Origin of the sequence: Bradyrhizobium sp. BWA-3-5 (genome assembly GCF_032917985.1) — a bacterium.
Classification (GTDB): domain Bacteria; phylum Pseudomonadota; class Alphaproteobacteria; order Rhizobiales; family Xanthobacteraceae; genus Bradyrhizobium.
In genome coordinates, this window is sequence record NZ_CP136626.1 from 328,239 (window position 1) to 349,324 (window position 21,086).

A 21,086-nucleotide genomic window follows, 5' to 3' on the forward strand; every position below is an offset into this window, starting at 1 on the left:
CATTGGCGCAATGGGTTGCATTCATTGCGCGTTCAGGCAGCGCTTTCAAACGGTCCCTGATCGGTGGCGGGATTAGGCGTGCGTGGACCGTTCGGTCCTCGTATCGGCAACTCGTCCGGCATCTCGCCGGGGAGTTCCCGCGGTTGTGGCGGCTCGGCTGGATCGCGTTGGGGTGGTGGCACCTCCGGACGAGGATTGCCCGGCGGGCTCTCTTGCGGTGGCACAGTCGGATGGCCTGGCGTCGCCGGGGGTATTTCGGGCGGCTCGATCGACATCACATCGAGACTTTGCGGTTCTCTCCGACCTCAGGCCGCGTGTTGCTGACGGCGGCTGCCGCCATCTTCACATAGCTGATGACCGTGCCAGGAGAATCCCAGAATTCAGCATCGTCAGGCGTGATTTTTAGTACGCGAATATTCGGATCCTCGGCGCTGTCCCAGAAGGCCTTCGCCGGCGTCGTGAACAGCTGCTTGATCTTGGCGCGATCGTTGGAGACGGCGGCCGTCCCGGTCAGCGAGACATATTTCTGTGCACTAGCATCGGCGAAGGAGAGATTGATGGAAGGATTACGGGCTATCTCGTCATCCTTATGACGTCGTGCGTCCGTCAGAAAGAAGATCGCGTTGTTGTCGCGCTCGACATAGGCGCTCATCGGCCGCGCGCGAAGCTTGTCGCCATCGCGGGTGACCAGCATCGCGAAGCCGATCTTCTCCATTAGTTGCCAGACGCGATCCTGATCACGCGCGTTGTCGTTACTCATTCTGTGCTCCCGGGCGATTGGCTCCGGGGGCGACAACGGCGACAACCGCGCGAGGTTCCAGTCGAAGCTAAAAATGGAACCGATCACGCCGGTGTATGGCAGACGGCTTCGATGTTGTGCCCATCAGGATCGAGCACGAAGGCGCCGTAATAGTTCGGATGATAATGCGCACGTATGCCCGGCGCGCCGTTATCGCGCCCGCCGGCCGCGATCGCGGCCTTGTAGAAAGCATCGACCGTGGCGCGGTCCTTGGCCAGGATCGCGACATGCAGCGGCTTGTCCAATCCGCCTTCGCCGCCGATCCAGAAATCCGGCTTGCCATGGGCGCCGAAACCGGCGGCAGGATGCTCATCGGCGCCCTCCTGCTTGACCTCCATGACGAGGACATAGTCGAGCGGCGCCAGCGCCTTCAGATAGAAGACCTTTGAGCGTTCATAGTTCGAAACCGGAAATCCGATATGGTCGATCATCAAGCTCTCCCGCGGTCGAGGAACGGACGGACAGCGAAGTTCAGCTTCGCGTCAAAAGCGTGTTGCTGCGCGTTCTTCCTCTCTCGACATAGCCGCGCGAGCGCATGTCGGCGATACAGTCCGCCTGCCACTCGTCCTTCGACAGATGCTCGATCACGACCGCGCGCGGCCACAAGGATGGCGGCGCGCCGGCGAAAAAGCCGGTCAAGACGCGATCTTCAAATCCTTCGATGTCGATCTTGAGCGCGTCGACATGCGAGACGCCGGCCTCTTCAAGGATGCGCTGCAGTCGCAGCGACGGCACCTTGATCGCCCGGCTCGAGGCTTCGCCCGACACGATGTGGCTGGCGCCGAGGTTGTCGCCGTCGGTTTCGATCAGCAATTCGCCATCGGTGGGACCGGCCGCGGCCGCGACCAGCCGCACCTGGCTGTAGCCGGAGGCCGCGCTGTTGAAGGCGAGCCGGGCATGGGTGACCGGGTGCGGCTCGATCGCGATCACCTTGCCAGTGGTGCCGACATCGCGCGCGAGGCTGAGCGCATAGGTGCCGACATTGGCGCCGAGATCGACGAATACCCCGCCCGCGGAAAGGTGCGCGCGCAGGAAATTGAGCTCTTCGATGTTATAGGCGGGATTTAACAGCGCGCCGCGCTCGGTGGCGCTGGCCTGATGGTAGAAGCGGAACGAGCCGCCCTGGTACTGCACGTCGATCGGGCCGCCGCGCAAGAGATTGACCAGCCGCGACAGCATCGGCCGAAACGCGCCCCGCTTCAGCCGCGTGCGGTGGGCCAGCGAAATGATGGCGGCCTGTGCGGCATTCGGGGCAAACGTGCCGAACGGCGCAGGTGAAAGGTCGTTATCAGGCGTCAAGCAGAGGTCCTCGGGCAGAAGCGGCGCATGCATAGCGGGTTTTGCGACGGGGAAACAGGTTCAATTGTGGTCCAATCGTGCGGCTTTCTCCGTCATTGCGAGCGCAGCGAAGCAATGAATCGTGCGGCAAGTGGAGGGGTAGATTGCTTCGCTGCGCTCGCAATGACGGCCGACAGACCTACGCCGCCTTTTTCGCAGCCTTCCGCGGCCGCAGCAAGCGGCCGAGCAGGCGTTGCCGGCCCTTGCGCGGGATCAGGTTGATATCGCTGACCAGCTTGGCGCCGCCCTTGCGCCGTTCCAGCACGATCTTTCGGCTGTGGAACGCCTCCAGCTCGGCGCGGTGGGCGACGCTGACGATGGTCGCCTTCGGCAATTCGCGGATTACCATCTCCATCATCTTGTCCTGGCTCTTGGCGTCGAGCGCCGAGGTGGCCTCATCAAGCACGACGATGTCGGGGTTGTGCAGCAACAGGCGCGCAAAGGCGAGCCTCTGCTTCTCGCCGCCCGACAGCGTCTGGTCCCACGGTCCTTCTTCCTCGATCTTCTCCTTGAGATGGTCGAGCCCGACCTTGTGCAGGGCGTCGCAGATCTGCTCGGTCAGCCAGTCATCGGCGGCGCCGGGATAGGCCACCGCGCGCCGCAGCGTGCCCGAGGGCACGTAAGGCTTTTGCGGCAACATGAAGAGCCGGCGGTCGGGGTGGAAATTGACGCTGCCGCCGCCCCACGGCCACAGCCCGGCGAGCGCCCGCACCAGCGTGCTCTTGCCGGTGCCGGACTCGCCGGCCACCAGCAGCCGCTCGCCGGGTTCGATCGCGACTTCGGTCTCGCCGACCACGGCGGTGCCGTCGTCGAGCGTCACCGAGAGATCGTTGAGGCTCAGCATCGCGCCGCCCTCGGTCTCGCCGCGCTGGATGCGGCCGATGCCGTCGCCCTGCTCGGCGCGTTCGAGGCCGTCGAGCGACATCATCAGCGAGGCGATGCGGCGGGCGCAGGCGTTCCAGTCCGCCAGCCGCGGATAATTGTCGACCAGCCAGCCGAACGCGGTCTGCACGATGGTGAAAGCCGAAGCCGCCTGCATCACCTGGCCGAGGCTCATGCTGCCATCGAGAAATTTCGGCGCGCACAATAACAGCGGAACGACCGGCGCGATCAGCCCCGATCCCTGCGACACCAGCGTCGTGCGCATGTGCTGGCCGGCGAGACGCGCCCATTGCCGCAACACTTTCGAAAAGGTCTTGTCGATGCCGTCGCGCTCTTCCTCTTCGCCGCCGAGCAGCGCGATGCTCTCGCCGTTCTCGCGCAGGCGGGTCAGCGTGTAGCGGTATTCCGCCTCGGCCTGGTTCTTGTCTTCCGACACCTGCACGAAGCTGCGCCCGATCGTCACGATCGAGCCTGAGGCGATCGCGGCGTAGAGGATCGCGGCGATCACGAGGAAGCCCGGGATCGTGATGGTGGAGCCGCCGACCGTCAGCGTCAGCGCGCCGCCGATGGTCCAGAGCACGACAATGAAGGTGGCGGCCGACAGGAACGCCGAGGTGACGCCGGCGACAAAATCCACCGGCGAATCGGTCGCAATCCGCAGATCCTCGGCGATGCGGTATTCCGGATTCTGGTGATCGCCGCCGACGAGGTTGAGCTGATAGTAGCGGCCGTTCGCCAGCCAGCGCGAGATCACCGCACTGGTCAGCCAGGCGCGCCAGCGCCGCTGGATGGCCATGCGAGCGAACACCTGCGCCACGCCGAGCAGCACGCTGCCGATCGCCAGCGGAAAGAATACGGCGGTGAGATAATAGACAGTCCCGGCGTCGCGCCTTTCGATGGCATCGAAGATCGCGCGATTCCAGACGTTGATGCCGTATTGAAATCCGACATGGCCGACGATCAGCAGCAGCAGTCCGATCGTGAACAGCCAGGCCAGCCGGTCGCCCGTCCTGCCCCAGTAGCCGCGCGCAGAGATCCAGAACCGCGTCAGCAGATAATCCTTGCGCGCCTGCTCGGCCTCTTCAGGCGACATCTGCGGATCAGGCTCGACGACCTCCGGCGGCGGCGGTTCGACCTGATCTCCGGTCTCGGCGACGACCTCCGCGAGTTCGGCCTTTTCTTCGGCATCCGGCGTTGCTGCGCCAGATTCCGGCGTCTTGCTTGCCTTGGCTGCTGTGTTCGCGGCGGATTTCTTCGATTTCTTCGCTGACGGTTTGGTTGCTTTGCCCATGGCGGCACAACGGCAACCAAATCAAAAGGTTCCGGCTGGTTCCGGCTTGGGTGCAATCGATTGCCGGGCTGCGCGCCGGCCCTTGCCGGCTACTGTGCATGGGGTTGTTTTCGATATTCTTGTTTGGGGCCGTCGCGCATCGGCCATCGCCGCGTCAGGGCGCTTCCGATGCCGCCGCCTGCAATTTCCGCCGGCCCGCTTCCTGCAGCACGCGGGAGAGCTGCTCGATCGAATAGGGCTTCTGCAGCAGCTCGAATCCGTAGGCGCCGTGCTCCGACAGCACGTGGCTGTAGCCGCTGGTCAACACCACCGGCAGGTCGGGATGATCGCGGCGGATTTGTTGGGCGAGTTCGAGCCCGCTGATTCCAGGCATCACGACGTCGGTGAAGACCGCGTCGAAGCGGTCGGCGCCGATCGCCAGCTCTTCGAGCGCGTGCGTGGCGCTGCTGACGAGGCAGGTGGCGTAGCCGAGTTCGGCCAGCGCATCGGTGGTGAAGCGGCCGACCTCGGCATTGTCCTCGACGACCAGCACCGACATGCCGCGGCCGTCGGTCGCTTCGACATCGGTGGCGGGCATCTGCCGCGACTTGCCGCTGCCGGCGGTGCGCGGCAGGTACAGCGTGAAGATGCTGCCCTTGCCCACTTCACTGTTAACGGTCACTTCGCCGCCGGACTGCTTGGCGAAGCCGAAGACCTGCGACAGGCCGAGGCCTGTGCCATGGCCGGCCTGCTTGGTCGTGAAAAACGGCTCGAAGATGCGCTCGAACTGATCCGGCGGGATGCCGCTGCCGGTATCGGCGACTGATACCGCAACGTAGCCATAGGGATGTTGCGGCAATGGCGCGGCGTTGGGCAGGCTCGCCGCCATTCCCACCGCGATCGTCAGCCGTCCGCGGCCCTCCATGGCGTCGCGTGCGTTGACGGCCATGTTGATGATCGCGGTTTCGAACTGGCCGGCGTCGGCGTTGACGAAGCACGGCTCTTCCGGCCCGAGGATGACGATCTCGATACGCGAGCCGATCAGCGTTGAGATCATTTCGCTCAGCGTCTGCACGCTGCGGCCGACGTCGAAGATCTCCGGCTTCAACGTCTGCCGCCTTGCAAAGGCCAGGAGCTGTCCGGTCAGCTTGGCGGCGCGGGTCACGGTATCCGAGATCGCATCGATATAGCGCAGCCGTCGCGCCTCCGGCAGGTCGTGCCGCCGCAGCAGATCGACGGACGCGCGGATCACCGTGAGCAGATTGTTGAAGTCATGCGCGACGCCGCCGGTGAGCTGGCCGAGCGCCTCCAGGCGCTGGCCGTGCTTGAGCGCTTCCTCGGCGGCCTGCCGCTTCTCGGCCTCGAAATGAAGATGACGGGTGCGGCGCAGGGCGAGGCCCAGCAGCGCAAACAACAGCGCGGTGGCCGGCGCGCCGAAAATCAAGTGCTGGCCCATGGTTGCCAGCCAGCGCGCGCGGATTGTCGAGGTCTCGAGGCCGGCGCTGACATAGATCGGATATTCGGCGAGGCGCTGATATCCGAGCCGCCGTTCGACACCATCGACCGGCGAGGTGGCCGTGATCAGGCCGGCCTTGGGACTGGCTGAGATCTGCTTTCCGCTGGGACCGGCGCGGTCCAGGTGGACATCTCGGCCAACGGGCGGGAAACGGGCCAGCACGGTGCCGTCGGCCCGGCCGACCGCAAAGAAGCTGCCGGGCTCACGACCAATCCGGGCATAGTAGTTCTCGAAATATTCCGGCAGCACGGAACTCTGGATCACGCCGGTGAAGCCGCCGTCCTCGCTCGGCCGCCGCCGGCTGACGCCGAAGAACGGGGCGCCCTGATAGGGCGGCCGCGGCGTCAGCACTTCGCCGATATAGGTCCCGATATCGCCGCCGGTGTGGGCTCTGAAATAATCGCGGTCGGAGAAATCGATCCCGGGGGCGGGGACGACGAGGCTGTTCACCAGCGCATGGCCCTTGGCGTCGAACACCCAGGCCGACTTCACCTGCGGTAGCGACGCAACCAGTTGCTTCAGCCGCAGATGCAGCGCCTGCTCGCGGGCGACGATCTCGGCATCGGGAATGTCGCGGATGATCTCGCTGATCTCCGACAGGCTGCGGTCGATGGTCTCGAAGACTTTCAGCGCATGCTCATGCGCGACATCGAGCGCGCGCTCGATCTCGCGGTCGGCGGTTTCGCTGATCGAGGCGAAGGAGACGGCGGATGCAAATACGAATAGCGCCAACGGAAGGGCCAGTGAAGCGGCCATCATCCATTGCAGCAATCTCAACGAATTACGTTGCGCGGGGTGCACGCTCGCTCCGGATCATGCAGCAAGCTTAACGCAATCTCCGGCTGGCAACCAAGTCCCGTTGATGAAACCGCGATGGTTGTGCCCGACGCCGGGCACCCGCCGATTTGCTTCAAATTGCAAATTACCCGACCGGCCCTCCAAGGGCGGCGGCGCCGGTTCCGAAATTGATCCACCGCAATGCCGGGATGACAGCCGCAGCCAATTCTATGGCGCGCTGCCCGACGGGCAGTGGCCCGCCGGCGTCAGCCGGCGAGCGAACAGACAGGCGGGGAGGGACACATGTCAGTGGCCAATCAGGCTCTTCTGTTGACCGGAGAACTGTTCGTTCTCTCGTTCCTGGCGATTGCGGCGTTCTGGTTTGCGGACAGGCTGCGCCGCAGCTTTACCGGAAAGCCATAGCTTCAGGAGCATCCGGGCTGCGGCAACTAGATCTGCCGCTCGACCATCTTGAGCTTGAGCTCGGCGATGGCTTCCGACGGGTTGAGGCCCTTCGGGCAGGCCTTGGCGCAGTTCATGATGGTGTGGCAGCGGTAAAGCCGGAACGGATCTTCGAGGTTGTCGAGCCGTTCGCCGGTCGCCTCGTCGCGGGAATCGGTAACCCACCGGTTGGCCTGCAGGAGGGCTGCCGGGCCGAGGAAGCGGTCGGAGTTCCACCAGTAGCTCGGACATGAGGTCGAGCAGCAGGCGCACAGGATGCACTCGTAGAGGCCATCGAGCTTTTCGCGGTCCTCGTGGCTCTGCTTCCATTCCTTCTGCGGCGTCGGCGTCGTCGTCTTCAGCCACGGTTCGATCGAAGCGTATTGGGCGTAGAAATTGGTGAGGTCGGGAACGAGGTCCTTGACCACCGGCTGGTGCGGCAGCGGGTTGACCTTGACCGCACCGCCCGCGGCGACGTCATGCATCGACTTGGTGCAGGCCAGCGTGTTCTGGCCGTCGATGTTCATGGCGCATGAGCCGCAGACGCCTTCGCGGCAGGAGCGGCGGAAGGTCAGCGTCGGGTCGATGTGGTTCTTGATCCAGATTAGGCCGTCGAGCACCATCGGCCCGCAATCGTTGATGTCGACGTGGTAGGTGTCGATGCTCGGGTTCTTGCCGTCATCGGGATTCCAGCGATAGACGCGGAACTCGCGCGTTTCCGTCGCGCCGGCCGGCTTCGGCCAGGTCTTGCCGCCTGATACTTTCGAGTTCTTGGGAAGCGTGAATTCCGCCATGCTTGCAAGCCTTCGCTGTCGTCCTCAGTAAACCCGCGCCTTCGGCGGGATGTACTGAACGTCGTTCGTCATCGTGTAATTATGCACTGGGCGGTAGTCGATCGTGGTATTGCCGCGATCGTCGATCCAGGCCAGCGTGTGCTTCATCCAGTTCTTGTCGTCGCGCTCGGAAAAATCCTCGCGCGCGTGCGCGCCGCGGCTTTCGGTGCGGTTCGCCGCCGAATCCATCGTGACGACCGCCTGCGCGATCAGATTGTCGAATTCGAGCGTTTCGACCAGGTCGGAATTCCAGACCAGCGAGCGGTCGGTGGTTGCGACGTCCCCGATGCCGCCATGGACCTTGTGGATCAGGTTCTGGCCTTCCTGCAGGATCTCGCCGGTGCGGAACACCGCGCAATTGCTCTGCATGACGTGTTGCATGCCCTCGCGCAGTTTTGCGGTCGGCGTGCCGCCCGAGGCGTAGCGGAAATGGTCGAGCCGGCCGAGCGCCATATCGGACGAATCCTTCGGCAGGTCCGGCTGCTTGCCGTTCGGCGTCAGCTTTTCCGCAAGCCGCAGCGCGGCGGCGCGGCCGAACACGACGAGGTCGATCAGCGAGTTGGAGCCGAGGCGGTTGGCGCCGTGCACAGACACGCAGGCGGCTTCGCCGATCGCCATCAGGCCGGGCACCACGGCGTTGTCGTCGCCGTCCTTCTTGGTCAGCACCTCGGCATGATAATTGGTGGGAATGCCGCCCATGTTGTAATGCACGGTCGGCACGATCGGGATCGGCTCGCGGGTCACGTCGACATTGGCGAAGATCTTCGCCGATTCGGAAATGCCGGGCAGCCGCTCGTTCAGCACCTTGGGATCGAGATGATCGAGGTGCAGGTAGATGTGGTCCTTCTTCTTGCCGACGCCGCGGCCTTCGCGGATCTCGATGGTCATCGAGCGCGAGACGACGTCGCGAGAGGCGAGGTCCTTGGCTGAAGGCGCATAGCGCTCCATGAAGCGCTCGCCTTCGGAATTGACGAGATAGCCGCCTTCGCCGCGGGCGCCCTCGGTGACGAGGCAGCCGGAGCCATAGATGCCGGTCGGGTGGAATTGAATGAATTCCATGTCCTGCAGCGGCAGGCCGGCGCGCAGCACCATGCCGCCGCCGTCGCCGGTGCAGGTATGCGCCGAGGTGCAGGAGGCGTAGGCGCGGCCATAGCCGCCGGTGGCGAGGATCGTGGTCTGGGCGCGGAAGCGGTGCAGCGTGCCGTCGTCGAGCTTGAGCGCGATGACGCCGCGGCAGGCGCCCTGGTCGTCCATGATCAGGTCGATGGCGAAGAACTCGATGTAGAATTCGGCCGCGTGGCGTAGCGCCTGGCCGTACATCGTGTGCAGCATGGCATGCCCGGTGCGGTCGGCGGCGGCGCAGGTGCGCTGCGCTTGGCCCTTGCCGTAGTCCATGGTCATGCCGCCGAACGGACGCTGATAGATCTTGCCGTCCTCGGTGCGCGAGAACGGCACGCCCCAGTGCTCGAGCTCGTAGACGGCCTCCGGCGCGTTGCGCACCATGTATTCGATCGCGTCCTGGTCGCCGAGCCAGTCCGACCCCTTGACGGTGTCATACATGTGCCAGCGCCAGTCGTCCGGATGCATGTTGCCGAGCGAGGCCGAAATGCCGCCCTGCGCCGCCACCGTGTGCGAGCGGGTCGGAAATACTTTTGTAATGCAGGCGGTGCGCAGTCCGGCCTCGGAGCAGCCGACCACGGCGCGCAGGCCCGCGCCGCCGGCGCCGACGACCACGACGTCGTAGGTGTGGTCCTCGATCGGATAGGCTTTTCCGTTGGTGGCGGGGCCACTGCCGTTGGTGGCCTTGCCGTTACCGTCAGCAGCCATGGGCTACACTCCCGATGACAATTTGAGGATCGCGTAGATCGACGATAGCGCCACCGCGATGCAGAAGAAATTATTGGCCATGACGCTGACGAGCTTCAGCGTCTCGCTGTGCACATAGTCCTCGATCACGATCTGCATGCCGATCTTCATGTGCCAGGCGCTGGCGATGAGGAAGAGTGCAAGGATGATCGCGATCGGAATCGAGCCGAGGATTTGGGCAGCGCCGGCATGGTTGCGGCCGATCAGCATCAGCATGATCACGATTACGGGCACAATCAGCAGCGTCATCGCCACCGCGGTGAGCCGCTGGCGCCAGAAGTCGCTGGTGCCGGAGTGTGAGGAACCAAGGTTGCGGACGCGGCCGAGCGGTGTGCGCATCGAGGAAGGGCGGCTCATCGTCCGGCTCCTACCGTGTAGGCAATGATCCAGACCAGGACGGTCAGCGAGATACCTGCGATCAGCGCGCCCCAGGTCAGGGCCTCGCGCTCGTTGGGCTTGAAGCCGTAGCCGAGGTCCCAGAAGAAATAGCGGATACCGCTGCACAGATGGTGCATCAGCGACCACGTGTAGCCGAACAGGATCAGCTTGCCGATGATGCTGCCGATGAAGGCCTGGACATTGGCGTAGGCCCCGGGGCCGGAAGCGGCTGCGATCAGCCACCAGGCGAGCAGCAGCGTGCCGAAATAGAGCGCAATTCCGGTGGCCCGATGGATGATGGACAGCGCCATCGTCAGGGTCATGCGATAGATCTGCAAATGGGGCGATAGCGGTCGTTCGATCCTGGCGGTCATTCGGCGGCTTCATGTTGTGTGGGACCGCGGCCGGCCCATCGGGGAACGCGGTAGACGGATTCTATTTACGAAGTCGAAACAGTCCGTGCAATGACCAAATGGCTTTGAATCGAACCGTCGTTCACTGCTACAGGCCTGCGAAACGAGATTGATTCAGCGGCTTGGTATACCAGAGCGGCTTGGCGTGGCTGAAAGATTGAACTTGGAATATAGTTCATCGGCGTAGGCGGTCGCGTGCCGAAAGGATCAATTCCGTGGCGACGCGATGTATGATCTTCGGCGGAGCCAGTCCCGTCGCTGAAACAAACCGATGCAGCCCGCGTGCGCCGGGCGCCTGCCCTGCGGGAAGGCCCACTAAGTCTGCCGCCGACTGGCCTCTGTTCGCACCGACTGCAGGTTCATGATGCGGGAGCCCTCCCTTCTCGGCAGGGCTGGATGCACGACGCTATTCATCCTGAGCCGACCCGATATGCGGATTTTGCGGCCCGCTGGGCCCGTCGGCAACAAAGCGGTCTGCAGGAAAAATGGATACTCACGCATTTCCGAAGCAGCTAAGTCTCGCGCGCGGACGCCATAGCGGCCTGCCAGCGGCCCCGCAAATGCGCGCCGCATCCTGAACGCGGAAGCGCACGATATGATCGCCGGCCTCGACCCCAGGGAAGTTATCGAACTCGCGCTGTTGCTGGTCGCGGTTGGCGCGCTGTCGGGATTCTTGGCCGGCCTGTTCGGCATTGGCGGCGGCGCCATCCTGGTGCCGGTGTTCTACGAATGCTTCCGCCTCGTCGGCGTGCCGCTGGAGGTGCGGATGCCACTCTGCATCGGCACCTCGCTTGCGATCATCATTCCGACCTCGCTCGCCTCGTTTCGCGCCCATTACAAGAGAGGCGCCGTCGACATGGCGATCCTCCGGCTTTGGTGGCTGTCAATCCTGTTCGGTGTTCTCGGCGGGAGCGTCACGGCGCGCTACGCACCGGAGCGGCTGTTCAAGATCGTGTTCGTGATGGTGGCGTGGTCGGCGGCGGCGCGGCTGCTCTTGGCGCGGGACACCTGGAAGTTCGGCGATGATATGCCGAAGGGTTTTCTGATGCGCGTCTACGGCTTCTTCGTCGGCCTGTTGTCGACCCTGATGGGGATCGGCGGTGGTCTGTTCGCGAACCTGCTAATGACGTTCTACGGCCGGCCGATCCATCAGGCGGTCGCCACCTCGTCGGCGCTGGCGGTCCTGATCTCGATTCTCGGCGCGATCGGCTATGTCTATGCCGGCTGGCCGGCAGCGGCGCGTTTTCCGGACGTCGCCGCGCTGCAGGCGCCGTTCACGCTTGGCTATGTCTCGCTGATCGGCGCGCTATTGGTGATGCCGACCACGCTGGTGACGGCCCCGCTCGGGGTGAAGGTCGCGCATGCCCTGTCGAAACGCGCGCTGGAGATGGCGTTCGGCGCGTATCTGTTCATCGTCGGCGGCAGGTTTGTGGTCAGTCTTCTGAATGGGCAGTAGCCGTTCGACGCAGGCGGCCAGATCTGTGGCCTAGTCCTTCAGTCGCACTTCGCTATGACGCCATTTGCGGAGATCGCCGGCGCCATCGATCCGATCAGACTCGGCTAACGCCCCGATGCGGGCGCCGAGGATCTCCTCATTGATTTCCAGGTTGAGTTCCTCGCATCGCTTCATTGCCTTGGCGATGACAATAGCGGTCTTCTGCAACCGTGAGGTCATGACCGAGAAGATGATCTGATCGACCTGCGCTTTGGATGCGGAGGACGGAAGCCGGACCTGGTCCCACCGCAACGAGCTGCTGATTGCGGGAAACTCCTTAAACGGAAGCAAATCGGGAAATCGCTTAAAAATTGCCTCCAGCAGTTCGGAATTGAGTTTGACAACGAGTTCGCTTATCGCTGCGGCGTCCTTGTCCTGGCCTGCAAGAAGGTCCGCGGCGGCCCTCGCCTCATCGAGTTCACCGGCCGCCTGGAGCAGGTAATCAACAATCTCGGCCGCTTGCTCTTCGTCCATGATCTCTGCCCGGGAGCGGCTCGGCGCTCCTATTTCTTCGTATAGATATCCTTATACGTATCCCGCAAAATATTCTTCTGCACCTTGCCCATGGCGTTGCGCGGCAGTTCGTCGACGACGAACACGCGCTTCGGCATCTTGAACTTGGCGAGCCGTCCGTCAAGCGCCTTCAGCACGCCGGCTTCGGTGACCTCGGCGCCCTTGTTGCACACGAGCACTGCAGTGACGCCTTCGCCGAAATCGGCGTGCGGCACGCCGATCACGGCGGACTCGATCACACCCGGCATGGCGTCGATCTCGCTCTCGATTTCCTTGGGATAGACGTTGAAGCCGCCTGAGATCACGAGATCCTTGCCGCGGCCGAGGATGTGGACATAGCCCTTGGCGTCGATCTTGCCGAGGTCGCCGGTGATGAAGAAGCCGTCGTCGCGAAACTCGGACTTCGTCTTTTCCGGCATCCGCCAATAGCCCTTGAACACGTTGGGCCCTTTCACCTCGATCATGCCGATCTCGTCCCGCGCAATCTCCTTGCCGGTCTCGGGATCGGTGACGCGGACGGAAACACCGGGCAGGGGATGGCCGACCGCGCCGGGCACGCGCTCGCCATCATATGGGTTGGAGGTGTTCATGTTGGTTTCGGTCATGCCGTAGCGCTCCAGCACGGCATGGCCGGTGCGCGCGGACCATTCGCGATGGGTGTCGGCGAGCAGCGGCGCGGAGCCCGAGATGAACAGCCGCATATGGCTGGTCGATTCCTTTGACAGCGCCGGGCTCTGCAATAGGCGCGTGTAGAAGGTCGGCACGCCCATAAGGACGGTCGCGCGCGCCATCAGCTTGATGATCATTTCAGGGTCGAACTTTGGCAGGAAGATCATCGAGGCGCGGGCGAACAGCGTGACGTTGCTCGCCACGAACAGGCCGTGGGTGTGATAGATCGGCAGCGCGTGGATCAGCACGTCCCTGTCGGTGAAGCGCCAGTAGTCGACCAGGCTGTATGAGTTCGACGCGAGATTGTCGTGGGTCAGCATCGCGCCCTTGGAGCGGCCGGTGGTGCCCGAGGTGTAGAGGATGGCGGCGAGGTCCTCATTGGCGCGGGCGACGGTCGCGAAAGCGCTATCTGCCTGGGCGGCGGCCTCGGTCAGCGATCCCTTGCCGTCAGCGCCGAGCGTCTCGACCTTGGCCTTCACCTTGGCGGCGATCGCACCGATGCCTTCCGCCTTCGAGGGGTCGCAGACGACAAGCGCCGGCTCGGCATCGGAGATGAAGTAGTCGAGCTCGTTGAGCGTATAGGCGGTGTTGAGCGGCAGGTAGACGCCGCCGGCGCGCACCGTCGCGAGATACAGCACGAGCGCCGGCACCGATTTCTCGGTCTGCGCCGCGACGCGGTCTCCTCGCTTGACACCGCGTGCAACCAGCACGTTCGCCATCTGGCCGGCGCGAGCGATCAGGTCGCCATAGCTGATGCGCGTGCCGTCGAGCATTTCGATCGCGAGCCGGTTCGGATCATCGAGCGTATCGAACAGGCGGGAAAACAGGTTGGCGTTGGCGGTCGTGTTCATGCAACATTCCCTTAAGGGGGCGCTGGCGAGCAGAATTTCGCCGGCTGGAATAGCAAGAACGCCCTTCTAAAAGCAACGGAGACAGTTTGCATGACAAATAGCGGGAAACGCGTGGCCTGGGTGACCGGAGGCGGCAGCGGAATTGGTGCGTCAGGGGCGGAATTCCTTGCGGCGGACGGCTGGACCGTGGTGGTTTCTGGCCGGCGGAAAGACGCCCTCGACCAGGTCGTGGCCGATATCACCAAAAAGGGCGGCAAGGCCGAGGCGATCGCACTCGACGTCAGCAACAAGGAAGACGTCAACGACGCCGCCGAGCAGATTCTGGCCAAACACGGCCGGATCGACCTTCTGGTCAACAGCGCCGGCCTCAATGTGCCGAAGCGAAGCTGGGCCGACATGGAACTGGAGGGCTGGGACAAGGTCGTCGATATCAACCTAAACGGTGTGCTCTATTGCATGCGAGCAGTGCTGCCGGCGATGCGCAAGCAAAGGGACGGCTGCATCATCAATGTCGCCTCCTGGGCCGGCCGCCATGTCTCCAAGATGCCGGGCCCGGCCTACACCACGACCAAGCACGCGGTGCTGGCGCTGACCCATTCCTTCAACATGGACGAATGCGTCAACGGCCTGCGCGCCTGCTGCCTGTCGCCCGGCGAGGTCGCGACCCCGATCCTGAAGCTGCGCCCGGTGGTGCCGTCGGAAGAAGAGCAGGCAAAGATGCTGCAGCCGGAAGATTGCGGCCGCACCATCGCCTTCGTCGCCAGCCTGCCGCCAAGGGTCTGCGTCAACGAGATCCTGATCAGCCCGACGCATAATCGCGGGTTTATTCAGACGCCGGCGAACAGGGATTAGGACGAACTCTCTCCACGGTCGTCCCCGCGAACGCGGGGACCCATAGCCACCGGCGTCAGCTTTTGCGAAAGTATTAGCTACTCTGCCCTATCGATAAATCACGCGGTATGGGCCCCTGCGTTCGCAGGGGCGACGGGTGGAGGGCTGCGTCGTGCCACGATCCGCCCCCGCGAAAGTTTCAACCATCACGATAATTTATTCGCCGAAACCGGCCCGAAAACCTCCCGTAGCTCGGGCCAACGACGACGCAAACACCAGGGTCTACCGACCAGCGCCGTTGTTTTCATCCCGGCGGATCACCCGCCGGTACAATCGCAATCCTCGGGAGAAGATTCCATGTCCAAACGTATTGCACTGCTGTCGGTCGCAATGTTCAGCGCGCTCGCCTTCACCGCCACCATCAACGCGCCCGCGAGCGCGGAAGAAAAGACCGTGATGGTCGGCGGCGCCGCGATGTTCCCTTCCAAGAACATCATCCAGAACGCCGTCAACTCCAAGGACCACACCACGCTGGTTGCCGCCGTCAAGGCTGCCGGCCTGGTCGAGACGCTGGAAGGCAAGGGCCCGTTCACGGTGTTCGCGCCGACCAACACCGCCTTCGGCAAGCTGCCGGCCGGCACGGTCGACACGCTGGTCAAGCCTGAGAACAAGGCGACCCTGACCAAGATCCTCACCTACCATGTCGTGCCCGGCAAGCTCGCGGCGGCCGACCTGAAGGACGGCATGAAGCTCAAGACCGCCGAAGGCGAGCAGCTCTCGGTCAAGCATCAGGACGGCAAGGTCTGGATCGTCGATGCCAAGGGCGGAACCTCGATGGTCACGATCTCGAATGTCAATCAGTCGAACGGCGTGATCCATGTGGTCGACACCGTGCTAATGCCCGCGTCCTGAGCTCCCGCGCGCCCCTGATCTGGTCCCAACAGGGCGTGCGGATTGGCGAGCCGGGGCAACCCGGCTCGCTTTTTTGTGAAATCCGATACGTGCCGGGCATCGATTTGATAGCCTGATGGCAGTAACGGAAGGCCGGGTTCCGGCGTATAAATGACAGCGAATTGGAACGGGGAAGAGCCATGTCGGCCGTCACAGTCTCAGGCGAGCAAGCGACCTCAACCAAGGCCAAGGTCATTCAGCCGGCCTGGGTGCGGGCGCTGCACTGGACCAATGCCTTCGCGATGGTCCTGATGATCATGTCGGGGTGGCAGATCTATAACGCCTCCCCGCTATTCAATTTCCGCTTTTCCCCGAGCATCACGCTGGGCGGCTGGCTCGCCGGCGCACTGCTCTGGCATTTCGCCGCGATGTGGCTGTTGATGGTCAACGGCCTGATCTATCTGGCCGCAGGTTTCGCCACCGGCCGCTTCCGCAAGAAGCTGCTGCCGATCACGCCGGATGGCGTGATCTCGGACACCAAGGCCGCGCTGACCGGCAAGCTGTCGCATGCGGATCTCAGCAAATACAATCAGGTGCAGAAGCTGCTCTATGCCGGCGTCATCGTCGTCGGCATCCTCATCGTGCTGTCAGGTCTTGCGATCTGGAAACCTGTGCAGCTGCAATACCTGACCGCGTTGTTCGGCGGCTATGACGCCGCCCGTTACGTCCACTTCTTCTGCATGGCGGCGATCGTCGCCTTCATGGTGGTCCATGTCGTGCTCGCGCTTCTGGTGCCGAAGAGCCTGCGCGCCATGATCATCGGCCGGTAATCAAGGAGTATGACCATGGGCCGCATGCGCAAGCTTCTGATCCCCGGCGTCGACAAGACTCTTTTCGTCCGTGACGCGATCAAGACCATGCCGGATCTGACCCGCCGGCGCTTCATCTCCGGCGGCGCCAGCCTCGGTGCGCTGACGCTGCTGACCGGCTGCGACGTGACCGACAGCTTCTCGGCCGAGGAGATGCTGAAGCAGGTCTCAAAATTCAATGACGGCGTGCAGTCGTGGATCTTCAATCCCAACGCGATGGCGCCGACCTTCCCTGAAAGCGCCATCACCAAGCCGTTCCCGTTCAACGGCTATTACGATCTCGACGAGGCGCCCGAGGTCGACGGCAAGAGCTGGAAGCTCGAGGTCCGCGGCCTCGTCGAGAACAAGAAGTCCTGGACGCTGGACGAGCTTTATCAATTGCCGCAGGTCAAGCAGATCACGCGTCACATCTGCGTCGAGGGCTGGAGCGCGATCGGAAGCTGGACCGGCACACCATTGCGCGATTTCCTCAAGCTGATCGGCGCCGATACCCGCGCCAAATACGTCTGGTTCCAGTGCGCCGACAAGGACGGCTACAACTCACCGCTCGACATGCAGTCCGCGCTGCATGCGCAGACCCAGATGACCTTCAAGTTCGGCGATGAGATTTTGCCGCGCGCCTATGGTTTTCCGATGAAGATCCGGGTGCCGACCAAACTCGGCTTCAAGAACCCGAAATACGTGATCTCGATGGAAGTCACCAACGAATACAAGGGCGGCTTCTGGGAAGACCAGGGATATAATTCGTTCAGCGGGAGTTAGCGGCGCTCGGATCAAGCGCGTTCGCGCTGACCCCAGCGCGAACGATATGTCAGGAACGCCGCCGGGGCGGATATCAGTGCTTCACCATCGGACAGGCGCTTTCGCTGAGCGGCCGCGCGGCTTGCTCAGCCGGCACCGTGGCAAGGACCCTGAGATAATCGAACGGGTACTTGGATTCCGAGGGCTTCTTCACCTGCAGCAGATAATAGGGCCGCATCACGCGTCCATCCTCGCGCACCGTGCCCTTGGTGTAGAAGTCGTCGATCGGCAGTTCCTTCATCTTGGCGACGACCTTGGTCGCGTCGGTCGTGCCGGCTGCCGCCACCGCCTTGAGGTAATGCAACGTCGCCCCATAGGTCCCGGCGTGGATCATGCTCGGCGGCTTTCCGCCGTTGCGGGCGAGCAGACGCTTGGTCCAGGCCCGGGTCGCGTCATCGAGGTCCCAGAAGAAAGTCTCGCTCGCGGTCAGGCCCTGCGCCGCTTCGAGGCCAAGCGCGTGGGTGTCGGGAAACTGCAGCAGGAGCGCAGCCACGCGCTGATCGCCTTTGCGGCCGAGGCCGAATTCGCCGGCCTGCTTGATCGCATTGATGGTGTCGCCGCCGGCGTTGGAGAGCGCGACGATCTTCGCCTTCGACGCCTGCGCCTGCAGCAGGAACGACGAAAAATCGGCGGTATTGAGCGGATGGCGCACGGCGCCCACCACCTTGCCACCGGCGGCCGTGACGAACGCCGAGGTGTCTTTCTCGAGGGCATGCCCAAATGCGTAGTCGGCGGTGATGAAGAACCAGCTATCGCCACCTTGTTTCACCAGCGCCTGGCCGATCGTCGCCGCAAGGCCATAGGTATCGAAGCTCCAGTGCACGCCGTGCGGCGAGCAGGCTTTCCCGGTGAGATCCGACGTCGCCGCGCCGGTGTTGATGTCGACCGCGTCGCGCGTGCGCGTCACCTCGCGTACGGCGAGACCCACCGCTGAATTGGGAATGTCGAGGATGAGGCTGACGCCCTCGGTCTCGATCCACTGCCGCGCGATGTTGGCGCCGATGTCCGGCTTGTTCTGGTGGTCCGCGAAGATGACTTCGATCGGGCGGCCCAGCACCTTGCCGCCGAAATCCTCGACCGCCATGCGCGCCGCATGGACCGAGCCCATGCCGCTCAGATCCGCGTACAGTCCGGTCTGGTCGTTGAGCACACCGAGCTTGACGGGCTGCTGGGCGACCGCGGAGGCGGTCAGCCCCGCACCCCACATCAGGAGCGCGAGCGCGGCGGTAATGTTGCGACGCATGAAAAGCCTCCCCTTGCTGTAGCGACCGCTGAGCCGGTCGTCTTTGGCCTGATGCTACAGGGGGACGGCATCGTTGGAAAGCGGAGCGCCGGTTTTTGCTTATGCGCCATGCATCAGCGCATGCGACAGGCCGCATGAGCTGGACGATATTTAATGAAACATCCGCTGATGGCCGCGGTTGCCCCAACGGGCGATCCCGGTTTCACGACCGCGGAGACATGTCATGAGCAGAGAACTTATCGCCCACAATAGGCCGGTGTTCGGCCAGCTTCATCCCAGAATCTGGGGCACGGCGGCCGGCCTGATCGCATGGTTCGCGCTGATGGCCTGGATCTTGTTCGATCGCTCGAGCGACGTCACCCTGTCGCTGATGTTCGTGACAGTACTGTTCGCCGTCGCAATCGGTCTGCCGTGGACGCTATCCCTTGTGTGGAAGAAGTTTCAAATGCCCCATGAGAGGCATCCGAAGCCAGCCTCGTTCCACGACTGGAGCGACGGCGACCTTGCGGTTTGGGGTGCGCGGCTCCGCGCCAGGGATGCGGCCATTGACGTGCTGTTGCCGCTAGCAGCGGTTTCGCTTGGCCTCACCGCGATCGGAATAGTCTTCGTCATCGTGCGGGCGTTGGCCGCGTAGGGCCTACGCCGCCGCCAGGTCCATCCGCCGGCAGAAGCAGGAGGCCTTGATCGGAACCTCCGCGCGCGCCTGCGCCAAATCCAGCCGCTGCTTGATCATAGCGGCCTCGGCTTTTTCGCCGCGGCGGACCAGGCATTCGTGCAGCCCGTGCAGCGACCAGAGATTATCGGGATGCTGGCAGGCGCGGCTGAGCTTGCCGTCGAGGCCGAGGTCGGAGCGGTAGACTGCCTCGGCTTCCTCGATCTGTCCCTGCTCGAGCAGCAGCGCGCCGAGCGCGTGGCGGGTCGGCTGCATCCATCCCCAGGGCTCGTCATAGGGTAGGCTGTCGCTGAGCTCGACCGACTTGCGCAGGTGCGCGAACGCCTCGTCGTGGTGGCCTTTGCGATACTCCAGTTCGCCATCCAGCATCGCTTCGGCAACGTCGAGTAGATTGACGATCCTGTTGTTGTGGACCCGGCGGCTCTCGGGCACCTGCATCTTCGCGGCCATGAACAGGACTTTCTCGATCTCGGCCTCGGCGACATTGCCGAGCGCCGAATGCGCGACCGCCTTGGCGTAGTGGATCATCGCGACATTCGAGCAATAGAGTTCGCGATCGTCAGGTAGCTCCTGTGCGATGATCTCGCGCCACTTGCCGAAGCGCACGAGGACGTGCTGCTTCATGGTCAGATAGCCCTCGAGAAAGTCCGCCATCGGCGGCGATTGAATGCGCAGCACCGCCTCGGGGATCGTCGCGATCAGCTCCTCGGCCAATGCGATCGCGGGCGTGTACTGTCCCAGGAACATGGCGCCGTAGATCGCAAAGTGGAAGTTGTGAATGACGTAGACGAGGTAGACGCCGGGATCGTCCGAATAGGCGAGGAACCGGCGGTCGGTCGCCAGCGCCTTCTGATTATAGACGAGCACGTCCCTGTAGTGGCCGCACAGCACGTCGAGATGCGTCGGCATGTGGATGAGGTGGCCGGAATCAGGCACGATCTCGCGCAGCCGGTCGCCGGCGCGCAGCGCGGCTTGCGGGAACGGCGACATCTCCATCAGGTGCACATAGAGATGCAGCAATCCCGGGTGATCCCACGCCGCGGGAATCCGCTGCAGCGCGTATTCAAGAACTGCCCTGCATTCCTCGGTACCCGCGCCCTCGGCCGGCTTGCCGGAAGGCAGGTCCCACATCTGCCAGGGCGTCTCGTTCATCAGCGATTCCGCAAACACCGCGCGGACCTCGAGATCATCGGGATATGCCGCGAAGATTTTGCGCATTTCGTCGCTGTAGGCCTTGTCCCAGGGCGACATGTCCTCGATCGCGAGGCGCTGCGGATAGCGCGCGGTGAGGGCCTTGATCATCGCCTGTTCGACCGGGCTGGCCTTCTTGGCATGCTCCAGCGCTGCCTGCATGGCGTCGTAGGAGGCCGACAGCGCCATCTGCCGTCCCAGCGGATCGTAGCGAACCCAGGGCAGATTGTAGTTGGGGCCCGAGGCATAGCTGATGCCCCAATGCGCCATCGCGCATTCGCCATCGTGGCCCAGCGCCTTCTGAAAGCACTTGATTGCTTCAGCGTGGTTGAAGCCGAACAGCCAGTTGAGGCCGCGGTCGAACCAGACTTGCGCATCCGGCGATGAGGTGGTGATTTTGCGGCTGTATGGCCCGAGATCAAAATAGGTCATGCCCCTTCATCTCCATTATCGTATCGCCTTGTGATGCTCGCGCGTCGTCCGGACGGCTAGGCTATCACAAGGATGCGGCATTTTAGATCACAAACTGCCGCAGGCGATTGTGAC

The 21,086-nt window shown here is 63.5% G+C and carries 20 protein-coding genes; 6 read left to right on the forward strand and 14 right to left on the reverse strand.

The features are described 5' to 3' along the window. Positions 1–32: 32 nt before the first annotated feature. From RX331_RS01550 to sdhC, 10 genes are all read right to left on the reverse strand, one after another. Positions 33–275 carry a hypothetical protein gene (locus RX331_RS01550; RefSeq protein ID WP_317254917.1) on the reverse strand — a complete coding sequence of 81 codons (243 nt, stop codon included), beginning with the start codon at positions 273–275 and terminating at the stop codon, positions 33–35. Beyond that, a complete protein-coding gene (locus RX331_RS01555; protein ID WP_317258356.1) occupies positions 275–760 on the reverse strand; it encodes a pyridoxamine 5'-phosphate oxidase family protein in 486 nt (161 codons plus the stop codon). Before RX331_RS01555 ends, RX331_RS01550 begins: the two co-directional genes overlap by 1 nt. 83 nt (positions 761–843) lie before the next feature. Further along, positions 844–1,230, reverse strand: coding sequence for a VOC family protein (locus RX331_RS01560; RefSeq protein ID WP_317254918.1), 387 nt, complete (start codon positions 1,228–1,230; stop codon positions 844–846). 40 nt (positions 1,231–1,270) lie between these two features. After that, positions 1,271–2,098, reverse strand: coding sequence for an FkbM family methyltransferase (locus RX331_RS01565; protein ID WP_317254919.1), 828 nt, complete (start codon positions 2,096–2,098; stop codon positions 1,271–1,273). Between the two features lie 178 nt (positions 2,099–2,276). Beyond that, entirely contained in the window at positions 2,277–4,310 is a 2,034-nt protein-coding gene (locus tag RX331_RS01570) for an ABC transporter ATP-binding protein/permease (RefSeq protein WP_317254920.1), read from the reverse strand. Between the two features lie 154 nt (positions 4,311–4,464). Then, positions 4,465–6,606, reverse strand: coding sequence for a hybrid sensor histidine kinase/response regulator (locus tag RX331_RS01575; RefSeq protein ID WP_317254921.1), 2,142 nt, complete (start codon positions 6,604–6,606; stop codon positions 4,465–4,467). A 425-nt stretch (positions 6,607–7,031) separates the two neighbouring features. Further along, positions 7,032–7,817 carry a succinate dehydrogenase iron-sulfur subunit gene (locus RX331_RS01580; protein WP_317254922.1) on the reverse strand — a complete coding sequence of 262 codons (786 nt, stop codon included), beginning with the start codon at positions 7,815–7,817 and terminating at the stop codon, positions 7,032–7,034. A gap of 24 nt (positions 7,818–7,841) precedes the next feature. Beyond that, complete coding sequence (sdhA, locus tag RX331_RS01585; protein ID WP_317254923.1) at positions 7,842–9,683, reverse strand: succinate dehydrogenase flavoprotein subunit; 1,842 nt, start codon at positions 9,681–9,683, stop codon at positions 7,842–7,844. A 3-nt stretch (positions 9,684–9,686) separates the two neighbouring features. Then, entirely contained in the window at positions 9,687–10,061 is a 375-nt protein-coding gene (gene sdhD, locus RX331_RS01590; protein ID WP_317258357.1) for a succinate dehydrogenase, hydrophobic membrane anchor protein, read from the reverse strand. A gap of 14 nt (positions 10,062–10,075) precedes the next feature. Continuing rightward, positions 10,076–10,474, reverse strand: coding sequence for a succinate dehydrogenase, cytochrome b556 subunit (sdhC, locus tag RX331_RS01595; protein WP_317254924.1), 399 nt, complete (start codon positions 10,472–10,474; stop codon positions 10,076–10,078). Positions 10,475–11,108: 634 nt separating this feature from the next. Here sdhC and RX331_RS01600 point away from each other — a divergent pair. Next, complete coding sequence (locus RX331_RS01600) at positions 11,109–11,969, forward strand: sulfite exporter TauE/SafE family protein (RefSeq protein WP_317254925.1); 861 nt, start codon at positions 11,109–11,111, stop codon at positions 11,967–11,969. A 30-nt stretch (positions 11,970–11,999) separates the two neighbouring features. Here RX331_RS01600 and RX331_RS01605 read toward each other — a convergent pair whose 3' ends face one another. Together RX331_RS01605 and RX331_RS01610 are read right to left on the reverse strand one after the other, a co-directional pair. After that, positions 12,000–12,482 (reverse strand): DUF3658 domain-containing protein, encoded by a 483-nt coding sequence (locus tag RX331_RS01605; protein ID WP_317254926.1) that lies wholly within the window; start codon positions 12,480–12,482, stop codon positions 12,000–12,002. A 29-nt stretch (positions 12,483–12,511) separates the two neighbouring features. After that, positions 12,512–14,041, reverse strand: a complete 1,530-nt coding sequence (locus tag RX331_RS01610) for a malonyl-CoA synthase (RefSeq protein WP_317254927.1) — start codon at positions 14,039–14,041, stop codon at positions 12,512–12,514. 90 nt (positions 14,042–14,131) lie between these two features. Here RX331_RS01610 and RX331_RS01615 point away from each other — a divergent pair, with 90 nt between their 5' ends. The 4 genes from RX331_RS01615 to RX331_RS01630 all read left to right on the forward strand — a co-directional run bounded on the left by RX331_RS01615 (position 14,132) and on the right by RX331_RS01630 (position 17,394). Next, positions 14,132–14,893 carry an SDR family oxidoreductase gene (locus RX331_RS01615; protein ID WP_317254928.1) on the forward strand — a complete coding sequence of 254 codons (762 nt, stop codon included), beginning with the start codon at positions 14,132–14,134 and terminating at the stop codon, positions 14,891–14,893. Positions 14,894–15,229: 336 nt separating this feature from the next. Then, a complete protein-coding gene (locus tag RX331_RS01620; protein ID WP_317254929.1) occupies positions 15,230–15,784 on the forward strand; it encodes a fasciclin domain-containing protein in 555 nt (184 codons plus the stop codon). Positions 15,785–15,963: 179 nt separating this feature from the next. After that, positions 15,964–16,593, forward strand: a complete 630-nt coding sequence (locus RX331_RS01625) for a cytochrome b/b6 domain-containing protein (RefSeq protein ID WP_317254930.1) — start codon at positions 15,964–15,966, stop codon at positions 16,591–16,593. A 15-nt stretch (positions 16,594–16,608) separates the two neighbouring features. Next, positions 16,609–17,394: a molybdopterin-dependent oxidoreductase gene (locus tag RX331_RS01630; RefSeq protein ID WP_317254931.1), complete on the forward strand. Its 786-nt coding sequence runs from the start codon at positions 16,609–16,611 to the stop codon at positions 17,392–17,394. A 73-nt stretch (positions 17,395–17,467) separates the two neighbouring features. Here RX331_RS01630 and RX331_RS01635 read toward each other — a convergent pair whose 3' ends face one another. Beyond that, complete coding sequence (locus RX331_RS01635) at positions 17,468–18,676, reverse strand: ABC transporter substrate-binding protein (RefSeq protein WP_317254932.1); 1,209 nt, start codon at positions 18,674–18,676, stop codon at positions 17,468–17,470. Positions 18,677–18,899: 223 nt separating this feature from the next. On the opposite strand from RX331_RS01635, the gene RX331_RS01640 reads away from it, so the two are divergent. After that, positions 18,900–19,310, forward strand: coding sequence for a hypothetical protein (locus RX331_RS01640; RefSeq protein ID WP_317254933.1), 411 nt, complete (start codon positions 18,900–18,902; stop codon positions 19,308–19,310). Positions 19,311–19,313: 3 nt separating this feature from the next. On the opposite strand, the gene RX331_RS01645 is transcribed toward RX331_RS01640, so the two are convergent. After that, positions 19,314–20,972: a tetratricopeptide repeat protein gene (locus RX331_RS01645; protein ID WP_317254934.1), complete on the reverse strand. Its 1,659-nt coding sequence runs from the start codon at positions 20,970–20,972 to the stop codon at positions 19,314–19,316. Positions 20,973–21,086: the final 114 nt, after the last annotated feature.

Bases quoted from the DNA above. Each gene is read 5' to 3' on its own strand.
- RX331_RS01605 (WP_317254926.1), bottom strand. From the start codon at position 12,482: ATGGACGAAGAGCAAGCGGCCGAGATTGTTGATTACCTGCTCCAGGCG.
- sdhC (WP_317254924.1), bottom strand. From the start codon at position 10,474: ATGACCGCCAGGATCGAACGACCGCTATCGCCCCATTTGCAGATCTAT.
- RX331_RS01620 (WP_317254929.1), top strand. From the start codon at position 15,230: ATGTCCAAACGTATTGCACTGCTGTCGGTCGCAATGTTCAGCGCGCTC.
- sdhD (WP_317258357.1), bottom strand. From the start codon at position 10,061: ATGCGCACACCGCTCGGCCGCGTCCGCAACCTTGGTTCCTCACACTCC.
- RX331_RS01615 (WP_317254928.1), top strand. From the start codon at position 14,132: ATGACAAATAGCGGGAAACGCGTGGCCTGGGTGACCGGAGGCGGCAGC.
- RX331_RS01640 (WP_317254933.1), top strand. From the start codon at position 18,900: ATGAGCAGAGAACTTATCGCCCACAATAGGCCGGTGTTCGGCCAGCTT.
- RX331_RS01635 (WP_317254932.1), bottom strand. From the start codon at position 18,676: ATGCGTCGCAACATTACCGCCGCGCTCGCGCTCCTGATGTGGGGTGCG.
- RX331_RS01550 (WP_317254917.1), bottom strand. From the start codon at position 275: ATGTCGATCGAGCCGCCCGAAATACCCCCGGCGACGCCAGGCCATCCG.
- RX331_RS01555 (WP_317258356.1), bottom strand. From the start codon at position 760: ATGAGTAACGACAACGCGCGTGATCAGGATCGCGTCTGGCAACTAATG.
- RX331_RS01580 (WP_317254922.1), bottom strand. From the start codon at position 7,817: ATGGCGGAATTCACGCTTCCCAAGAACTCGAAAGTATCAGGCGGCAAG.
- RX331_RS01610 (WP_317254927.1), bottom strand. From the start codon at position 14,041: ATGAACACGACCGCCAACGCCAACCTGTTTTCCCGCCTGTTCGATACG.
- RX331_RS01630 (WP_317254931.1), top strand. From the start codon at position 16,609: ATGGGCCGCATGCGCAAGCTTCTGATCCCCGGCGTCGACAAGACTCTT.
- RX331_RS01625 (WP_317254930.1), top strand. From the start codon at position 15,964: ATGTCGGCCGTCACAGTCTCAGGCGAGCAAGCGACCTCAACCAAGGCC.
- RX331_RS01570 (WP_317254920.1), bottom strand. From the start codon at position 4,310: ATGGGCAAAGCAACCAAACCGTCAGCGAAGAAATCGAAGAAATCCGCC.
- RX331_RS01645 (WP_317254934.1), bottom strand. From the start codon at position 20,972: ATGACCTATTTTGATCTCGGGCCATACAGCCGCAAAATCACCACCTCA.
- RX331_RS01560 (WP_317254918.1), bottom strand. From the start codon at position 1,230: ATGATCGACCATATCGGATTTCCGGTTTCGAACTATGAACGCTCAAAG.
- RX331_RS01600 (WP_317254925.1), top strand. From the start codon at position 11,109: ATGATCGCCGGCCTCGACCCCAGGGAAGTTATCGAACTCGCGCTGTTG.
- sdhA (WP_317254923.1), bottom strand. From the start codon at position 9,683: ATGGCTGCTGACGGTAACGGCAAGGCCACCAACGGCAGTGGCCCCGCC.